The organism is Chryseobacterium sp. GVT01B, from assembly GCF_019970045.1.
Classification (GTDB): Bacteria; Bacteroidota; Bacteroidia; order Flavobacteriales; family Weeksellaceae; genus Chryseobacterium.
Genome location: NZ_JAHXYI010000005.1, coordinates 306597 through 323563 on the forward strand (window position 1 = coordinate 306597; position 16967 = coordinate 323563).

12 protein-coding genes are annotated in these 16967 nt (G+C 37.2%); 2 read left to right on the plus strand and 10 right to left on the minus strand.

Features of this window, described 5'->3' with window-relative positions:
• Positions 1-218 precede the first annotated feature (218 nt).
• A complete protein-coding gene (locus tag LC457_RS13795; protein WP_223600392.1) occupies positions 219-1442 on the plus strand; it encodes a helix-hairpin-helix domain-containing protein in 1224 nt (407 codons plus the stop codon).
• A 60-nt stretch (positions 1443-1502) separates the two neighbouring features.
• Here the strand turns inward: LC457_RS13795 and LC457_RS13800 are convergent, their stop codons facing one another.
• The 7 genes from LC457_RS13800 to LC457_RS13830 form a co-directional block, all read right to left on the minus strand.
• A complete protein-coding gene (locus tag LC457_RS13800) occupies positions 1503-2723 on the minus strand; it encodes a YncE family protein (protein ID WP_223600393.1) in 1221 nt (406 codons plus the stop codon).
• Positions 2724-2886: 163 nt separating this feature from the next.
• Positions 2887-3609 carry a 23S rRNA pseudouridine(2604) synthase RluF gene (gene rluF / locus LC457_RS13805; RefSeq protein WP_223600394.1) on the minus strand — a complete coding sequence of 241 codons (723 nt, stop codon included), beginning with the start codon at positions 3607-3609 and terminating at the stop codon, positions 2887-2889.
• The gene (locus LC457_RS13810) at positions 3609-4187 is read right to left on the minus strand and encodes a hypothetical protein (protein ID WP_223600395.1); all 579 of its coding nucleotides are present in this window, start codon (positions 4185-4187) and stop codon (positions 3609-3611) included. Before LC457_RS13810 ends, rluF begins: the two co-directional genes overlap by 1 nt.
• Positions 4184-4882 carry a tRNA pseudouridine(55) synthase TruB gene (gene truB / locus LC457_RS13815; RefSeq protein WP_223600396.1) on the minus strand — a complete coding sequence of 233 codons (699 nt, stop codon included), beginning with the start codon at positions 4880-4882 and terminating at the stop codon, positions 4184-4186. Before truB ends, LC457_RS13810 begins: the two co-directional genes overlap by 4 nt.
• A gap of 23 nt (positions 4883-4905) precedes the next feature.
• Positions 4906-5724: an undecaprenyl-diphosphate phosphatase gene (locus LC457_RS13820; RefSeq protein ID WP_223600397.1), complete on the minus strand. Its 819-nt coding sequence runs from the start codon at positions 5722-5724 to the stop codon at positions 4906-4908.
• Positions 5725-5820: 96 nt separating this feature from the next.
• The gene (locus LC457_RS13825) at positions 5821-6117 is read right to left on the minus strand and encodes a DUF3098 domain-containing protein (RefSeq protein WP_047381407.1); all 297 of its coding nucleotides are present in this window, start codon (positions 6115-6117) and stop codon (positions 5821-5823) included.
• Positions 6118-6119: 2 nt separating this feature from the next.
• A complete protein-coding gene (locus LC457_RS13830; protein ID WP_047423638.1) occupies positions 6120-7019 on the minus strand; it encodes an ABC transporter permease in 900 nt (299 codons plus the stop codon).
• 91 nt (positions 7020-7110) lie between these two features.
• Between LC457_RS13830 and rsmA the strand changes: the two genes are divergently transcribed.
• Positions 7111-7881, plus strand: a complete 771-nt coding sequence (gene rsmA, locus LC457_RS13835; RefSeq protein ID WP_223600398.1) for a 16S rRNA (adenine(1518)-N(6)/adenine(1519)-N(6))-dimethyltransferase RsmA — start codon at positions 7111-7113, stop codon at positions 7879-7881.
• A gap of 128 nt (positions 7882-8009) precedes the next feature.
• Here rsmA and LC457_RS13840 read toward each other — a convergent pair whose 3' ends face one another.
• The 3 genes from LC457_RS13840 to LC457_RS13850 form a co-directional block, all read right to left on the minus strand.
• Positions 8010-10367 carry a choice-of-anchor L domain-containing protein gene (locus LC457_RS13840; protein WP_223600399.1) on the minus strand — a complete coding sequence of 786 codons (2358 nt, stop codon included), beginning with the start codon at positions 10365-10367 and terminating at the stop codon, positions 8010-8012.
• 287 nt (positions 10368-10654) lie between these two features.
• Positions 10655-14239, minus strand: a complete 3585-nt coding sequence (locus LC457_RS13845; protein WP_223600400.1) for a choice-of-anchor L domain-containing protein — start codon at positions 14237-14239, stop codon at positions 10655-10657.
• A gap of 168 nt (positions 14240-14407) precedes the next feature.
• Positions 14408-16768: a choice-of-anchor L domain-containing protein gene (locus tag LC457_RS13850; RefSeq protein ID WP_223600401.1), complete on the minus strand. Its 2361-nt coding sequence runs from the start codon at positions 16766-16768 to the stop codon at positions 14408-14410.
• Positions 16769-16967: the final 199 nt, after the last annotated feature.

The following is a 16967-nucleotide window of genomic DNA, read 5'->3' on the forward strand; positions in this document are numbered from 1 at the left end:
CTGATTTAGATATATCTAAATTATTAAATTCCGAAGAGTTACCATATCCCTACGAAATTATATCATATAAAAATATCAAATTTCCATTTGTTTTTTAAGTATTAAACAAAATCTGCATATCATCTTTAATCATTTCATTATCAACCATTGACATACTTTATTTTTATTGATATTTTTACTTCATGATGAGAAAAAGCTATTACCAGAAATTGGCATTTATGGTCACATTGCTGACTATTTTATTGGCCTATCAGAAATACACCAGCCGGGAAAAAGAACCTTTTCCTGATATAAAGTTTATTACTAGTTCTTCAAATTCTGCAAATTTATCCGATTTTGATCCCAATACACTGGACAAAGAGCAATGGCAGAAACTTGGCTTTTCAGAGAAGCAGACTGCTACAATTCTTAAATATAAAGATATTGTAGGGGGAAAGTTTATGTCAAAAGAACAGTTGAAAAAATGTTACGCTATTTCTGACGAGAAATTCAGTGAATTGGAATCATTCATTTTACTTCCTGAAATAGCAGAAAAAGGAAATTCAAAAGGATTCAATACGTTTGGAAAGAAAGAAATTATTATTTCAGGGAAATTCAATCCTGATCGGTTTTCTGCTAATGATTGGCTTAAAATGGGGTTCAGTGAAAAACAGGCAGAAGCTATTTTAAAATACAGAAATTATCTGGGAGGAAGCTTTATCAGTAAGGAGAAGTTTAAAGAATGTTTTATCATCTCTCCGGAAAATTATATCAAACTTGAGCCTTATTTACTTTTACCAGCGAAAACTCCCGAATCTTTTCAAAATTCGGCAAAGAACAATACAGTCAAAAAAATTCAATACCGGTCTTTTGATCCTAATCAGCTGGATCTGGAGGGCTGGAAAACCTTTGGATTTTCGGAAAAGCAAGCCATTACCATCATTAATTACCGGGATAGAAATCTTCGGGGAAGCTTTAAAAGCCTGGACGATCTGCAGAAATGTTTTGTGATTTCTGCTGAGAAATTTCAGGAAATGAAACCTTATATCAAGTTCCAGGAAAAACAACAGGAAAAAACTGATTTTTCAAAAACAGATCTCAACACTATTACTTTCAGACAACTTATAGAATTTGGTTTGGATGAAAGAAGCGCTGGCTCTATGATTGGCTTTAGAAAAAAACTCGGAGGTTTTATCAATAAGCAACAGATTTTAAGTACTTATAATATTAATCAGGATCTTGTTCAAAAGCTAATCTCAATTGCACCGTTAAATTCCTCAGATGTACCCAGATATTCATTAGTAGACGCCCCCGAAGAATGGCTTAAGAACCATCCCTATTTCAAATATTCTGCAGACAAAATCATTTTCTACCGGATCAGTAATCCTGATGACAGAAAAATATGGAAACTTTTAAAACTAAAACCTGAGTATGAAGAAAGGATGAGACTATATGTAAAATAGCTTAAACGATTCCAAAAAATAATATTTTGGAATCGTTGATTATATGAAATATTCTAAATTTTAATGATGCATATAATTGCTTGGACCATTGGTTCCTTCAATAGATTCCGGCAGTATTCCATAGCGGTTACGCAAATCGACTGTACCTAAGGTTTTTCCTGTATTGATATCAATTACACTAATGGTTCCTGAATTCAAGTTAGGGAGATCCAATAAATTATTTTGTACTGCTACAACCTCTTTTCCTGACTTGGTTTTAAAGAAAGCCATATGATGCGCCCCTTTATCAGCATCAAAAGTCTTCAAAAGCTTTAGCTGGGGAAGATTACTTAAATCAAAGACCAGTACCTTTCCAGGATCTGCAAAACTCACATACAGTTTGTTTGAATCATCAATATACATTTCGAGTGCCCAGCCTAAACCTTTTGTGCTTCCGTCAAAGATCTTAGTAAAAGCATCATATTTTTTGGTGGCAGTATTGTATGGTGCAATCCAGATATCTCCTCCAAGCATTGTTGTAGCAAGTGCATACTGTGGAAACTTTCCGCGTAGTAATAACACTTCCACAGGAGCAGATAAATCAGTTGGGGAGTCTGCTACCTGATAGGTTTCCTTTATTTCATAAGTATTCAGATCTAATAAAGTACAGGTATTGCCCATTCCCGTTGTGAGGTCCGGGTGAATGGTTGAACTGACCATCATCAATCCTTTTTCTTCATTAATTGAAATACCATGCGGATACATTATAAACTTATTGGGATTAGCCTGAATCGGTGCTTTAATTGTTTTGATGAGCTGATTATTATTAGCATTAAAAACACCTATGCTGCCATCCTTCGGACCTCCTGCTCCTCCCATAAAGGTCATAAAATATCTTCCGTCAGTTGTGAAAAATAAATTTTCTCCTACCGTATTCTCACCAGTATCAATAGGCGTTGCATCAATTAATTTTGGCAATCCATTTTGATCTTCTCCCGTTTTTATCTCATAGAGATAACTGCCACCCAAAGCAGTTGTGAACATTTTTTTTGCATTCTGATTGTAATAAATATGATGGGGTAATACACCAATACCCAATTCAAGCTTACTGCTGATATTTCCGAAATCCGGGGCTTCAGGGTCAAGCTCAATAACGGCAATTCCGTCTGGTAATCCTTTTAAACTTCTGTAATCAATGTAAAAGGAAGAATCATGTGAATGATCTGGATCGTGTTCATTTAGACAACTGGTAAAAGTTATCAAAGTCACCAATAAAAGAACTGCAATAAATTTTAATTTCATGATTTTCAGGTTATAAGTGTTATAAATATAATATATTTTCTATGAAAAATAAAATATATTACACCAATATGTGAAAAATAATGAAATGAAAATAATTCAATACTATTTCCGGTAACTTATACCGGAAAATATAGAAGGAAAATCGTTAAAGTATTGTATAAGTTTAGTCGAATGTTTTACTGGAATCTGTGAGCAGAGCATTCAATGCATTCAGTTCATCTTCGGTAAGATCTCTCCATTTTCCAATCGGGAGGTCTAGTTTGATGTTCATAATACGGATTCTTTTCAGCTTTTTTACTTCGTATCCGAGATATTCGCACATTCTTCGGATTTGTCTGTTGAGTCCCTGGGTAAGAACAATTCTGAAATTCATATCATCAATCTTTTCTACCTCACATTTTTTGGTTACGGTATCCAGAATAGGAACTCCATTTCGCATTTTTTCCAAAAATCTCGGATTGATCGGCTTATCTACACGAACAATATATTCTTTCTCGTGATTATTACGGGCTCTTAGGATTTTATTGACGATATCACCATCACTTGTCAGTAAGATCAGTCCCTCACTTGGTTTGTCTAATCTTCCGATAGGAAAAATTCTTTTCGGGTGGTTGATATAATCTACAATGTTATTTTTTTCACGTTTTGTATCCGTAGTACAAACAATTCCTACCGGTTTATTAAAAACGATATATACTGGCTTTTCCTGAGGTTCTCTGATAGCTTTACCGTCTACCTCCACAAGATCTTCATCGGAAACTTTTGTTCCCATTTCAGGAATTTTCCCGTTTATTTTAATCCTGCCCTCTTCCAAAAGCTTATCTGCTGCTCTTCTGGAACAGTATCCTACTTCTGATAAATATTTATTGATGCGCGTTTTTTCCATTAGTCTTTTCCGTAGCCGGTATAATTTTTATTGCTGAAAATTGTAATTCCATAGCTTAATCCTATGAAAAATCCATCAGCCCTATCTTTGAGTTTATGTGATTCAAAAACAATTCCTCCTTCCTGACTCAATCTCTTTGAATAAGAAACCTGCATTCCCAATCTGCCGCCCCAGAATTCAGTATCTGAAACTGCAGAATGATTAAGCTGCTTTCCATAATTAATATCAATGTAAAATGGTCTTTCTCCCGGAGAAAAAATGATCTTCGGCTGAATAACCCAATAAATCAGATGATAATTATCCTGTATAAAGCTATATTTGATTCCGGTTCCTAATGCAAAATTAGGAAGAAAATTATATCCTCCGATAGCAGTAACACCATAAGTCAGATTTCCTAATGAAGATTTGTTTTCAATATACTGCGAATTGTTGGCCTGATCCTTCTTCTTAATATTAAACCCGATATTAAGGGAAGGATTAAAATAAAAATCCATTTTTGATTTTCCAGATTCTGTATCCTGAGAAAATGTCTTTAAAAAGGCAAATACAAATATTAAAAAGGATAATTTTATTTTCATAGATTTTCAAATCTGTACTCGTTATTTAAAAACTGATCAGTAGCGTTTTCAATAGCATAGTCACCGATTTTAGTACGTCTTAATTGAGTCAGATAGGCTCCTACTCCCAATTCCTGTCCGATATCATGGGCAAGACTTCTGATATAGGTTCCTTTTGAACAGCCTACCATGAAACTTACTAAAGGAAAATCTATCTTAACATCTTTAATGTAATGAATGGTGGTTTTTCTGGCCTTCATTTCCACTTCTTCCCCAGCTCTTGCAAGATTGTAAGCTCTTTCACCATCAATTTTAATGGCTGAATAAACGGGTGGTTTCTGTTCAATTTCTCCAACAAACTTTCCCAGTACTTCTTTTACCTGTTCTTCAGTAATATGAGAGATATCCTGATGAAGGATTTCAGGTTTTTCGGTATCATAAGACTCTGTCTGTACCCCAATCTTAATCTCCGTCCAGTATTCTTTAGGAGCATCCTGGATTTCAGGAATTTTCTTGGTGAATTTTCCGCAGCAGACAATCAGAAGTCCCGTTGCTCTGGGATCTAAAGTTCCTGCGTGCCCGATTTTAAATTTTTTAGGAAGATCAAACTCCCTTTTAAGTTTATATTTCATTTTATTGACAGCCTGGAAGGAAGTCCAGTCCAAAGGCTTATCCAATAAAAAAACGTATCCTGATTTCAGTTCTTCAGCAGTCATGAATGGGTATAAATGGGTAATTCTTATTTAAAGAAATAAAAATAAATCAAAAGGGCAACTCCAACAAAAATACGGTACCATCCCCAAGGTTTAAATCCATATTTATTAAGCACTCCAATGAATGCTTTGATAGCGATAAGTGCCACGATAAACGCGACAACATTTCCTACCACAAAGATCATAATGTGATCCTGCGACGCCATAATCATTTCATATCCTTTCTGCGGATTGGGTGTTTCTTTCCCCCATGTTTTCACAAAAACCGAGTATACGGTTACCGCCAGCATTGTGGGTACTGCAAGGAAAAAGGAAAATTCTGCGGCCGCTTTTCTGGTAAGCCCCTGTGCCATACCTCCAATGATAGAAGCAGCACTACGGCTCGTTCCCGGCATCATTGCAAGACACTGCCAGAAACCAATGGTCACAGCATTTCTTATGGTAATTCCTTTTTCATCGTCTATTTTAGGATTTTTAAACCATTTGTCAGCAAACAGTAAAACAACACCTCCTAAAACCAATACTGAGGAAATAGCGATCTGATTTCCCAGTACAGCTTCAATTTTATCATCGAATAAATATCCTAAAACCAAAGCCGGAACTACAGCAAAAGCGAGTTTAAAATAAAACTGAATATTATTTAAGTCAAAAAACTTTTTCCAGTATGCCACTACCACTGATAAAATAGCTCCAAACTGAATGGATACCTGAAACATCTTTAAAAATTCTGTTTCTTCAAGCCCCATAAGGTTGGCTGTAAATCCCATGTGTGCGGTAGAGGAAATTGGAAGATATTCTGTTAATCCTTCTACAATGGCAATAATAATTGCTTTGATTAAATCCATATTCTTTTAAAAAATTAAAAGATTAAGAGATCCGGAAATTCAGAATACATTATTCTCAATTTCTTAATCTCTTAATCTCAAAATATAAAAATTTATTTATTTTCTTTTTAAGATCGCGTATACTTCTATTACAAATCCTATAACAACAAACAGAGGTGCTATCCTGATTCTTCTGATAGAAAAGATATCATCATTCCATGAGTTCGGGTCAAATTTACCATCTACCGTATTGGCATCCGGGCCCATCATCAATAGAAATCCTACGACAATAAATGCCAGTCCTATCAGCATCCACTTGAAATTCTGCGGTCCGAAATAGAAAGCGTTTTCCTGTGGTACTTCAGCTTCATGTCCAAAGTCTGAAGCGGAAAATTTATTTGTTTTTTTGCTCATTGTTAAGAGTAATATAAATCGTCAACGTTTGATTTTAAGAACCTCCATGTAGCGAAAATTGTACTTAAGACAGAGATAAAGACTCCTACTCCCAATACTAAGATCACTAACCAGAAATACTGGTTGTTATCCTGTACGAAAGCAGAACCAATCTGGCTTGTAAAATAATACCAGACACCCCCTAAAGCAATAAGACCAATTACAGAGCCAATAGCTCCTAAAATGATAGCTTCTATGATGAAAGGCTTAAGAATGAATCTTCTCTTCGCTCCTACCAGCTGCATTGTTTTAATAATAAATCTCTTTGAGAATATTTTCAGACGGATAGAGTTGTTGATCAATACAACAGCCAATACCAGGAACAGAATTGAAAATCCGAAGATCCACTTTAAGATTCTGCTCAGGTTATTGTAAACATCTACCATCAAGGTACTGTCATTTTTAACATCGATAATCCCTGGAACTGATTTGATTTCTTTAATAGCTTCATCAATTTTTGCAGGATCTACGAATTCAGGTTTTAAAGCTACTTCAATAGAGGAAGGGAAGATATTTTCTTCAAACAATGCATCACTGTCAATTCCCATACTTTTCTTGGCTTCTTTTGCAGCCATGTCTCTTGAAATATAGGTTGCTTTTTTTACCGGAGCTAGTGTCTGTACCTTTTTAAAAGTTTCTTCCTCCAGTTTTGCAATCTTTACAGAGTCTTTAGCATCATAATTTTCATCAAAGTAGGCGTTCACCACCAACTGTTCTTTGATATAGTCAGAATACTTCTGGGCATTAATTAAAATAAGCCCCATTAATCCTAACAAAAATAACACTAAGGCAATACTTATCACTACTGTAATATTGCTGGACCGAAGCCTTTTCTTATTAAATTCATCTACAGATTTAGCCATTAATATTAAAATTTTTGGCTAAAATAGAAAAAAACTTCCGAAATTTGGGACGAAATAAAGAAAATCATTGTTAATAAAATCATAAAAAACCTTGAGTGTAAAAGCAAAAAAACATCTTGGACAGCACTTCCTGACAGATGAAAACATCGCAAGAAAAATCGTAGAAGGTCTTAGTTTTGAGAACTATAATAACATCATGGAAGTAGGTCCCGGAATGGGAGTTCTTACCAAATATCTTCTTGAAAAGGATCAGAACATTTATCTTGCAGAGATCGATACAGAGTCTATCGAATACCTGAAAAAGAATTATACAAAGGTTACTGAAGAGACTTTTGTGGGAGATTTCCTGAAACAGGACTTCGGTTTTATCAAAGATGATCAGATTGCTATCATTGGGAATTTCCCCTATAATATTTCATCACAGATCTTGTTTCAGATTGTAGATCATTATCAACTGATTCCGGAAATGGTAGGAATGTTTCAGAAAGAGGTGGCTGAGAGAGCAGCTGCCGTTCCGAGAACTAAAGATTACGGTATTCTTTCTGTCCTGATACAGGCTTATTATGATGTATCTTATATGTTTACAGTACATGAAAACGTATTCAATCCGCCGCCAAAAGTAAAATCCGGAGTGATCCGCCTTACAAGAAATCCAAAGGAAGGTCTTGCAGGTAACGAAATTCTCTTTAAGCAGATTGTAAAAACAGGATTTAATCAGCGAAGAAAAAAATTGTCTAATGCATTGAAATCCTTAAATATTCCTGAAGCTTTAAAAGGCCATGAGTTTTTGGATAAGAGAGCGGAAGAACTTAGTGTAGCAGATTTTATACACTTCGCCAATCTCTGGAAAGAAAATCAATAAACTTCAATAGTAAAAGCTCCTGATAAAGGAGCTTTTTTCTTGGATCAACGATAATATTTCATGTCTAAAAAGCAGAAAGCCTTTCAAAATACATCTGAAAGGCTTTCTTTTATATTACATTATCAATTCTAATTTCTGTTTTTCAGCATAATCCATCCTGACCAGTTCATCTGAGCTTTTGATTTTGGATACTCAAAATTGAACTTATACCAGTATGTTGCTGTAGGAAGTCTCTTACCTCCAACTGTTCCGTCCCAGATAGGATTTTCTTTTGAGAATCTGAACATTTCCACTCCATATCTGTCATACACAGAACCTGTAAAGTTTTTAAATTCTCCAAGAGCTTTAAGATCCAGTACGTCATTGATTCCGTCTTCATTCGGAGTAATAATGTTGTTGATCTGCAGGGTAAAGAATTCAAGTGATCCTACACAGTGCGTCCCTACTCTTCTTACCAAAACGGTATAGTTTGTATTGTCTAAAAGATTGCTAAACACGTTTGAATCCTGCCAGCTGATTCCGTTGTCAATAGAATATTCCAAAGTACTTGGCATATTGTTCATCGGAGGATTTTCAGCCGTGATCGTTACTGTTTTCTTGATGCTTTCATAGTTTAATCCAGTCACAAAAGGTGTAGCTGCACCCATTACTTTAGCTTCAAAAACTTTCTTACAAATTCCGTTATCAACTTCTACGGAATAGATACCCCATTGGTCTACATCAATTTTCTGTGTTGTTGCCCCTGTACTCCAAAGGTATTTAAAGCCTTGTCCCGCACCTGCATCAAGAGTCACTTTATCACCCACACACATTTCAACATCTTTTAATGGGGAAGTGATTTCCGGAGTAACTTCGATTCTTATTGTTGCCGGATTAAGAGATTTACAACCTTTTGTTCCAATAGCGTATACTGTAAATGTTGTTGTCTGATATAAAGTAACAGTCTGCATATTTCCAGTTCCCATGAAGTTGCTCCATTGGTAAGTATCTCCTCCTTCAGCAGTAAGGGTTACAGATTCTCCCGGACAGATTTTTATTCTGGAAGCTTTTACTTTGGCCGTTGGGGTTACTTCTTTCAGTAATTTCAATTCAACCATTTTACTACAGAAACCACCATTAGAAACTACAACATAAAGAATCTGACCATCGTTACCGTTATAGTTTAATGGAGTCTGAATATAATTATTGTTTTGTGCAATTGCATCCGCCTGATTTACGTAGAACTTAAAAATAGCTCCTGGTGTCGGGCTGATGGTAGAGGTAATTGTGCTTAAATCAAAAGTGGTAATATCCGGTGTAGTACAAAGCAGTAATGTAGCATCCTGAGCCTGCGGAGTTGTTCCTCCATGAATCTGAATCGTAGCTTTACCCGGACAAGGATTCCCCGGAACACTTACTTCAATAGTATAAGTACCTGGCTGTATAGCCGTAATTGTATTGGTAGTAGCATTTGGTACCGGTGCACCATTATAATACCATTGGTACACAAGGTTAGGATCACTTACTGAAGCAGTGATCACCTGAGGTACGTTATCACACACGTTGATATCTGAAGGTAATTTTGTACCTGCCGGATCTAAAAGGTCAACCCCGATATTGAAAGATCCTCCTTCCAGAAATACTGCAGAGTCATAACTGTGGTCACTATAATCAGCAATTACCATTTTGAAGTGATATTCCTGTCCTGCTACTACGGTTGCTGTAGCGGTTAACGGAATTGTTCTTCCATTAAAGTTGGTCTCAACGTTACCTGTATTGTATCCTGCAAAATATTGTTCATTTACCGCACCACAACTTCCTGGTATTGCAGGGTGGATATTCGTAATACTTACGGGTCCTGCCCCTCCGGGAAGTACAGCCATATTTACATAAGGTCCTCCTGAAGTAGGTCTCAATAAGATGGCAAATGCATCTGCAAAAGTACAAGGGAAAGAACCCGTGTATTCTTCGGATGCAATCAAATAGTTAAATTTAATCTGGCTTGTCGTAGGAACGAAGTCAAATTCCAGAAGAACGGCATCATTCAATCTGCTTTCCACTACTCCGATTATCTGTGCAAGGTCAGCATCTGATCCTCCACCATTGACATCACTCAGCCCACCTTCAAAACTGTTACCAGCTCTTCTTGCATACCCTGTAGAAAGAATAAGCCCATCTTTAAAAGGGAAATTGGTTGTAGCTTTATGAAAATATCCCCATGCTCTGTCTGCATCACTTGCAGCATGATTAGGAGTAATCTTCACGTTACTTACATTTGGAGTAAGGCAGGTATTGGTCCCGGATGAGATCAATACATCTTTTACCATTTTCTCTATCGTGTAACTTGTTTCAGCATACTGCGGAGCATTTACATCAATAAAAACTCCAGCCCTTCTGGATAATGCTGAAGGGGTTTCCTTTGCATGTTTCCTGGGGGGCAGATTTTGTGAAAATAAAAAAGTCGAGATGACTAAAAAAAATAAACAAAGCGGTAGATATCTTCTCATAATATTTTTGTTTCAACAAATTTAATTTTTTTTTAAATATCTCACATACATATTTATATTTTTTACTGTAAAAAAACAATATATGAACGTTTTAAAGTAAATTTTCGTTAATCAATCCCTATTCGTACAAACCATAAACAATGTGGTAGCATCGTGTTACAAATTGTTTTAACATATTTATCCTCTATTTAAAATAATTCACAAAACACAACAACGTTTCTTGTATAAAACAACAAAATCTTCCATTACTGAAAGATTTTGTTGTCTATTTTTTATTTTAATAAATTCTAATTTCTGTTTTTTAAGAGAATCCAGCCTGAGCGCTGTTCCATTTTCTTACTGGCCGGGTTTTCCCATTGTACTCTATACCAATATGTCCCTGTAGAAAGGTTAATTCCTTTTAAAGATCCTGTCCAGATAACATCGCCTTTTGAAGCTTTGAATACCTCTGCTCCATATCTGTCAAAGATAGAAGCTGCAAAATCTTTGTATCCACTGATTCCTGTGAAATCGATAGTATCATTTACACCATCCATATTAGGAGTAATAGCATTGCTGATAACGAATGTAAAATAATCCAGTGAAGTACCGCATTTAGCACCTTTTACTCTTACCATCAGAGAATACATTGTATTGTTCAGGATACCGGTAAATATATTCGATGGCTGCCACGTCAGCCCTCCATCAATTGAAAATTCTAAAACACCTCCAGTTGGGTTACTTGCCGTAAGGGTAAGAATGTGATTATCATATACAACATTGGTAAATTGTGGCAGATCAGGATTAATCAGCTGGGCAGAGAACGTTTTGGAACAGACTCCGTTACTGATTATTACAGAATAAGCACCCGCAACATTAGTTGTTATCGTCTGAGTGGTTGCTCCAGTATTCCATAAGTAAGTATAATTTGGTCCCGGACCTGCATCAAGAGTTCCTTTATCTCCGGCACAAACAAATACGTCTTTCAATGTAGAAACAATTGCCGGAACTACTTCAATGGTTACTTTAGCCGGATTCACAGAGCTACATCCGTTTCCTCCCAATGCGAATACTGAATATTCTGTTGTTGTGGTAGGAGTAACGACCTGCGTATTTCCATTTCCTGTAAGTCCTACCCAGTTATAAGTAATCCCTCCCGTAGCAGTCAGTGTCACAGATTCTCCTTCACAAATTTTTAATTTGGATGCTGTAAGTCCTGCTATAGGTGGACCTACCTGAACGGTAACTGATGCCGGTGTTGCAGAAATACATCCGTTAGCTCCAACAGCAAAAACAGTATACACAGTAGTTGTAGTAGGTGAAACAACCTGAGTACTTCCGTTTCCTGTAAGACCATTGCCCCAGTTATAAGTTACCCCTCCGGAAGCTGTTAATGTTACAGATTCCCCAATACAAATACGAGGTACTGACGAAACAACAGCAGCCACCGGTTGTACTTTATCTTCCTGTACAGTTACTGTTGAAGTAAATGTACAACTTAAATTACCTGGCTGTGATACATTAGTAACTGTTAAAGTATAGGTACCACCAGCGCTTACAACAGGGGTAAGGGTGTTCCCTCCTGAGACGATAGTTCCTCCCGTTGTTGTCCATGTAATTGTAGATCCTGCAGGAACAACAGATGCTGAAGCATTGATTGTAATCTGAGGAGTTGTACAGGTAATTGTTTGTGGTGCAGCAATTGTAAGAGTAGTTTGAGCCGTGCTTAATAATTGCAGAGATACTACATAGCTGCAACCTCCATTACTTACCAATACATAAATCGTCTGGCTTCCTCCCGGCGGCGTATAAGTTGTAGGAGTTACAATAAAGTTTCCATTAGCAGCATTGGCATCAGCCTGGTTTACATAATAAGTAAAAGTAACTCCACCAGTAGTTGTGATCTGAGGCTGAGCTTCTGTAAGATTATAAGTTAATCCTGGCTGATAACATTTATGTAGTATTGCATTCTGTGGCGTAAAAGGTTCTGACACTTCAATTGTTATGGTAGCAGGGTTTTGAGACACACAGCCATTAGCACCTACTGCTGTTACAGTATAAGTAGTTGTAACGGTAGGTGAAACCACCTGTGTATTTCCGTTTCCGGTAAGACCATTACCCCAGTTATAGGTAGCACCTCCTGATGCAGTAAGTGTTGTAGATGTACCTTTACAGATTTTTATTTTGCTTGCAGTAAGTCCTGTCACCGGTGGAGCACTGTTTCCCGTTACCGTTACATTGCCCACTGCTGTACAACTAATATTTCCTGGCTGATAAACTTTTGTTATGGTTAAAGTATAGGTTCCAGCAGCATTGATAACAGGGTTTAAGGTAGTTCCTCCTGAAACAATATTTCCTCCTGTAGTTGTCCAGTTAAATGTAGCACCTGCCGGATAAACGGAAGCTGAGGCATCCAGTGTAGTCTGAGAGTTAGCACAAGTAAGTACTGCAGGAGGGGCAATAGTAGGGATCATTTGTGGCGCTTTCACCAATTGAAGCTGCGCTACTTTTGCACAGAAACCGTTTGCAACTCTTACATATACCGTTCCACCTGCGCTCTGATGAGCCGTTGGGTTAGGTATTGTATTTGTATTTCCTGCATTAGCATCCGCTAATGTGGTATAATATGAAAACACGGCTCCCGGAGTGGTACTTATTGAAGCCTGTGCTGATGTTAAATTAAATGTTGCATTTCCGGCAGCATAACAGGCTGTTAGTGTAGCATTCTGTACTGTTGGAGATGTCCCACCCACTACAGTAATAGTAGCTTCTCCCGGACAGCTGTTTCCCTGTATAAAAACCTTAACAGTATAAACTCCCGGTGCTGTTGCTGTATAACTTGCATTGGTTGCCCCGGCAATCGGGTTGGTTCCCAAATACCACTGATAGGTTATATTTGGCCCCTGAACAGAAGCTGTAAAAGTCTGTGGTGTATTATCACACATATTTACAGATGCAGGCAGCTGTACTCCTGCCGGGTCTAAAATTTTCACTCCAATATCGAAAGATCCTGCTTCCAAAAATACGGCAGAATCAAAATTGGGGTCCTGATAGTCAGCAAGAACGATTTTAAAATGATAGGTTTCTCCCGGGATTACAGTTGCTTTTGCTGTAAGAGGAATGGTACGCCCGTTAAAATTGGTTTCAATCTGAGCAGTATTGGTACCTCCGTAATAGGCTTCATTTTTAGGTCCGCAGTTTTGATACTGCGGGTGGATATTCGTTACACTTACAGGGCCTGCTCCTGCCGGAAGCACTGCAAGGTTGGTATAAGTAGGATCAGATGTTTTTTTTAGAAGCAAGGCAAAACCATCGGTGATGGTACATGGAAAGTTCTGCTGATATTCTTTCGAAGCAAATAAATATCTGAAAGTAATTTCAGTAGAAGCTGCAACGAAGTCAAACTCAATTGAAGTAGCATTGGTGAGGTTATTATTACCGATTCCCAAAGCGTTCGCCAGATCTACATCTCCTCCTGTTCCAAGGTCATCGCTTAAAGTTCCCTGAAGAGTGTTTCCTGCTTTATTGGCATATCCGGTAGAAAGTATAATCCCTTTACTAAACGGAAAATTGGTATTTGACTTATTAAAATATCCCCAGCTTCGATTCTGATTGGAAGCCGGCAGGTTTGGAGACACCGTTACATTGCTTACACTTGAGCTGGTACAGGTAGTGCCTCCTGAGATAAGAACATCATTGATTAGCTGGGTTATAGGATAGCCTGATTCCGGGTAACTTGGTGCATTCACATCTATAAAAGCACCTGCCCTCAAGGAAGCAGCACTCGGTTTTCTCGCAATTTCTACCCTTCCTCTATTTTGAGCAGAAATAAAGTTGCTTAAGAAAACTAAAAATAACGCTAAAAATAAATTTCCTCTCCTCCTATTTAACATTTTATATTATTTTAAACAAAAATACTATTTTTTTTGATTGAAATTCAAGTTAACACAATTTACATTATTACTAACGCAAATTTATTTATGTTAGGATATCAACTCTATTTATTTTAATATAATAAAAAAAGACTGACAAAATAGCCAGTCTTTCGATTATAGTTTTAATTATTCTATATTTTTAAGTAATATCCATCCTGTTTTCACCGTAACTTCTTTACTCGCAGGATCTTCAAAGGTTACCTGATACCAGTAGGTGGAAGTAGGCAGTTTCTTACCCTGGAAATATCCATCCCAATATGGTCTTATCTTTTCAGCCTTGAAGACTTCTCTTCCGTATCGGTCAAAGACCTGTCCGCTGAAATCTTTATAGTTGACCACTCCGCTGAAATCTATAATATCATTAATATTATCCCCATTAGGAGTAATTACATTTTTCATCACGAATGTAAAGAATTCAAGGAAGCCTACGCAGCTTGTAAACTTAACTCTCACCCTGATTGAAATAATTTTATTTTTAGGGACATTGTTAAATACATTGGAAGACTGCCAAGTAACTCCGTTATCTACTGAATATTCCAGAATACCATTGCTTGGATTGCTTGCTGTAACAATCATTACTCCATTTTCATTATAGTCTACGTTTATTACTTCAGGAATCACAGCTTTAATAACCTGTGCTTTAAACTCTTTTGAACATACCCCATTACTTATCATTACCGAATATTCTCCCGGAGTAGAAACAGTAATGCTCTGACCTGTTTCTCCATTACTCCACTGATAAGTATATTCAGGACCTGAACCTGCATCCAGAATGATTTTATCTCCCTGGCAGATATGTCCTCCTTTTAAGTTTGAAACGATAGCCGGTACTACTTCTATTGTAATACGTGCCGGCTGAAGAGATTTACATCCCTGTGCTCCGATAGCATATACAGTATATGTTGTTGTCTGGGTAGGACTTACAGTTCTTATTCCACCTGTAGTGGCTGCAGAATCACTCCACTGGTATGTTACTCCACCAGAAGCTGTTAACAACACAGATTCCCCTGCACAGATTTTTAATCTTGGAGCTGTAAGCAATGCTGTCGGAGTTTCTTCTTTTCTTAATGTTAAAGTTGCAATTTTACTACAGAAAGCTCCATTGGAAACCAGTACATATAATATCTGTCCATCTGTACCGTTGTAGGTTGTCAGATTGGTAATATAACTATTGTTTTGAGCCTGTGCATCCGCCTGATTAGCATAAAAACGGAATACCGCTCCCTGCGTGGTACTGATCAGAGGTTTTGCCGTTTCTAAATCAAAGGTACTGAGTGCAGGTGTTGTACAGAGTTTAAGCACAGCATTCTGTACTGTAGGACTCGTTCCTCCGATAATGGTAACGGTTGCTTCACTAGGACACTGATTGCCCGGAACCATTACTTTCACAGTATATACTCCTGGCTGGGTAGCAACATAAATAGCGCTGGTTGCTCCCGGAATGGCAACTCCGTCTTTATACCACTGATACGTCATTCCCGGAATGGCTGCTACCTGTGCTTTCAATTGCTTTGGTGTATTGTCACACATGTTGATGCTGCCAGGTAAAACTGCTCCGGCTTCATCTACAATTTTAATTCCGACATCAAAAGATCCTCCTTCCAGGAATACAGCTGAGTCATGGGTAGAGTCTTTTGCATCTGCCAGCACCATTTTAAAATGGTATGTCTGTCCCGGAATTACATCTGCTATAGCTGTTAAAGGTGTTGTTCTTCCAAAATAATTAATAAGCAGGTGAGGGTTTGCCAATCCTCCAAAATAAGCTGCATTGATAGGTCCACAACTGAATCCATTGCCGGCAGGAACAATATTGGTCGCACTTACAGGTCCTGCACTTGCCGGCAGCACCGCAAGATTGGTATAGGTAGGATCCCCCACTTTCTTCAGCAATAATGCAAAAGCATCAGAATAACCCAGACATGGATAATCCGAAGTATATTCATCAGAAGCAAATATATAGTTAAATTTTACCTGATTGGAATTCGGTACAAAATCAAATTCAAGTGCTACAGCATCCGTTAAGCTGACATTGGCTCCGGTAGCTGCTACAAGGTCTGCATCACTCCCGGTTCCTGTAGATTGCCCAACAGCTGACACATAGCTATTACCTGCTTCCGAAGCATACCCTGTAGTCAGAACAATACCATCAGTAAAAGGAAAACTTGTTGTTCCTTTATGAAAATATCCCCAAAATCTGTTGCTGTTAGTCACATCATGATTAGGAGATACTGTAACATTGGTAACATTGGCTGTTGTACAATTGGTACCACCGTTGATCAAAATATTCTTCACCAATTGCTCGGGTGTATAATTTGAAGGAGTGTAAGGAGGTACATTTACATCTATGAATGCTCCAGCTCTGAGACTGGCAGCAGAAGGCTTTATCTTTTCTGATTTTCTGACTGGTCTCGTTTGAGAAAATGCAGAAACAGAAATCAATAAAAAAGAAAAAAGGAAAAAATAGTTTTTTAGTCTATAGATTAACATTTTGTTTTCATTTGTTCAAATGTAGCAAAAATAATAATAACAAATCAGCCTTTAATGTTACTATTTTTCAAATAAACACCTAGATTCATAAGATTTTTTTCTTATCATTACATTTTCCGTAAATCATTCTGGAACAGAAATTTATAAAAAAACAGACCAATTTGTATTGATCTGTTTATATTTTATTGTTATACTTCAG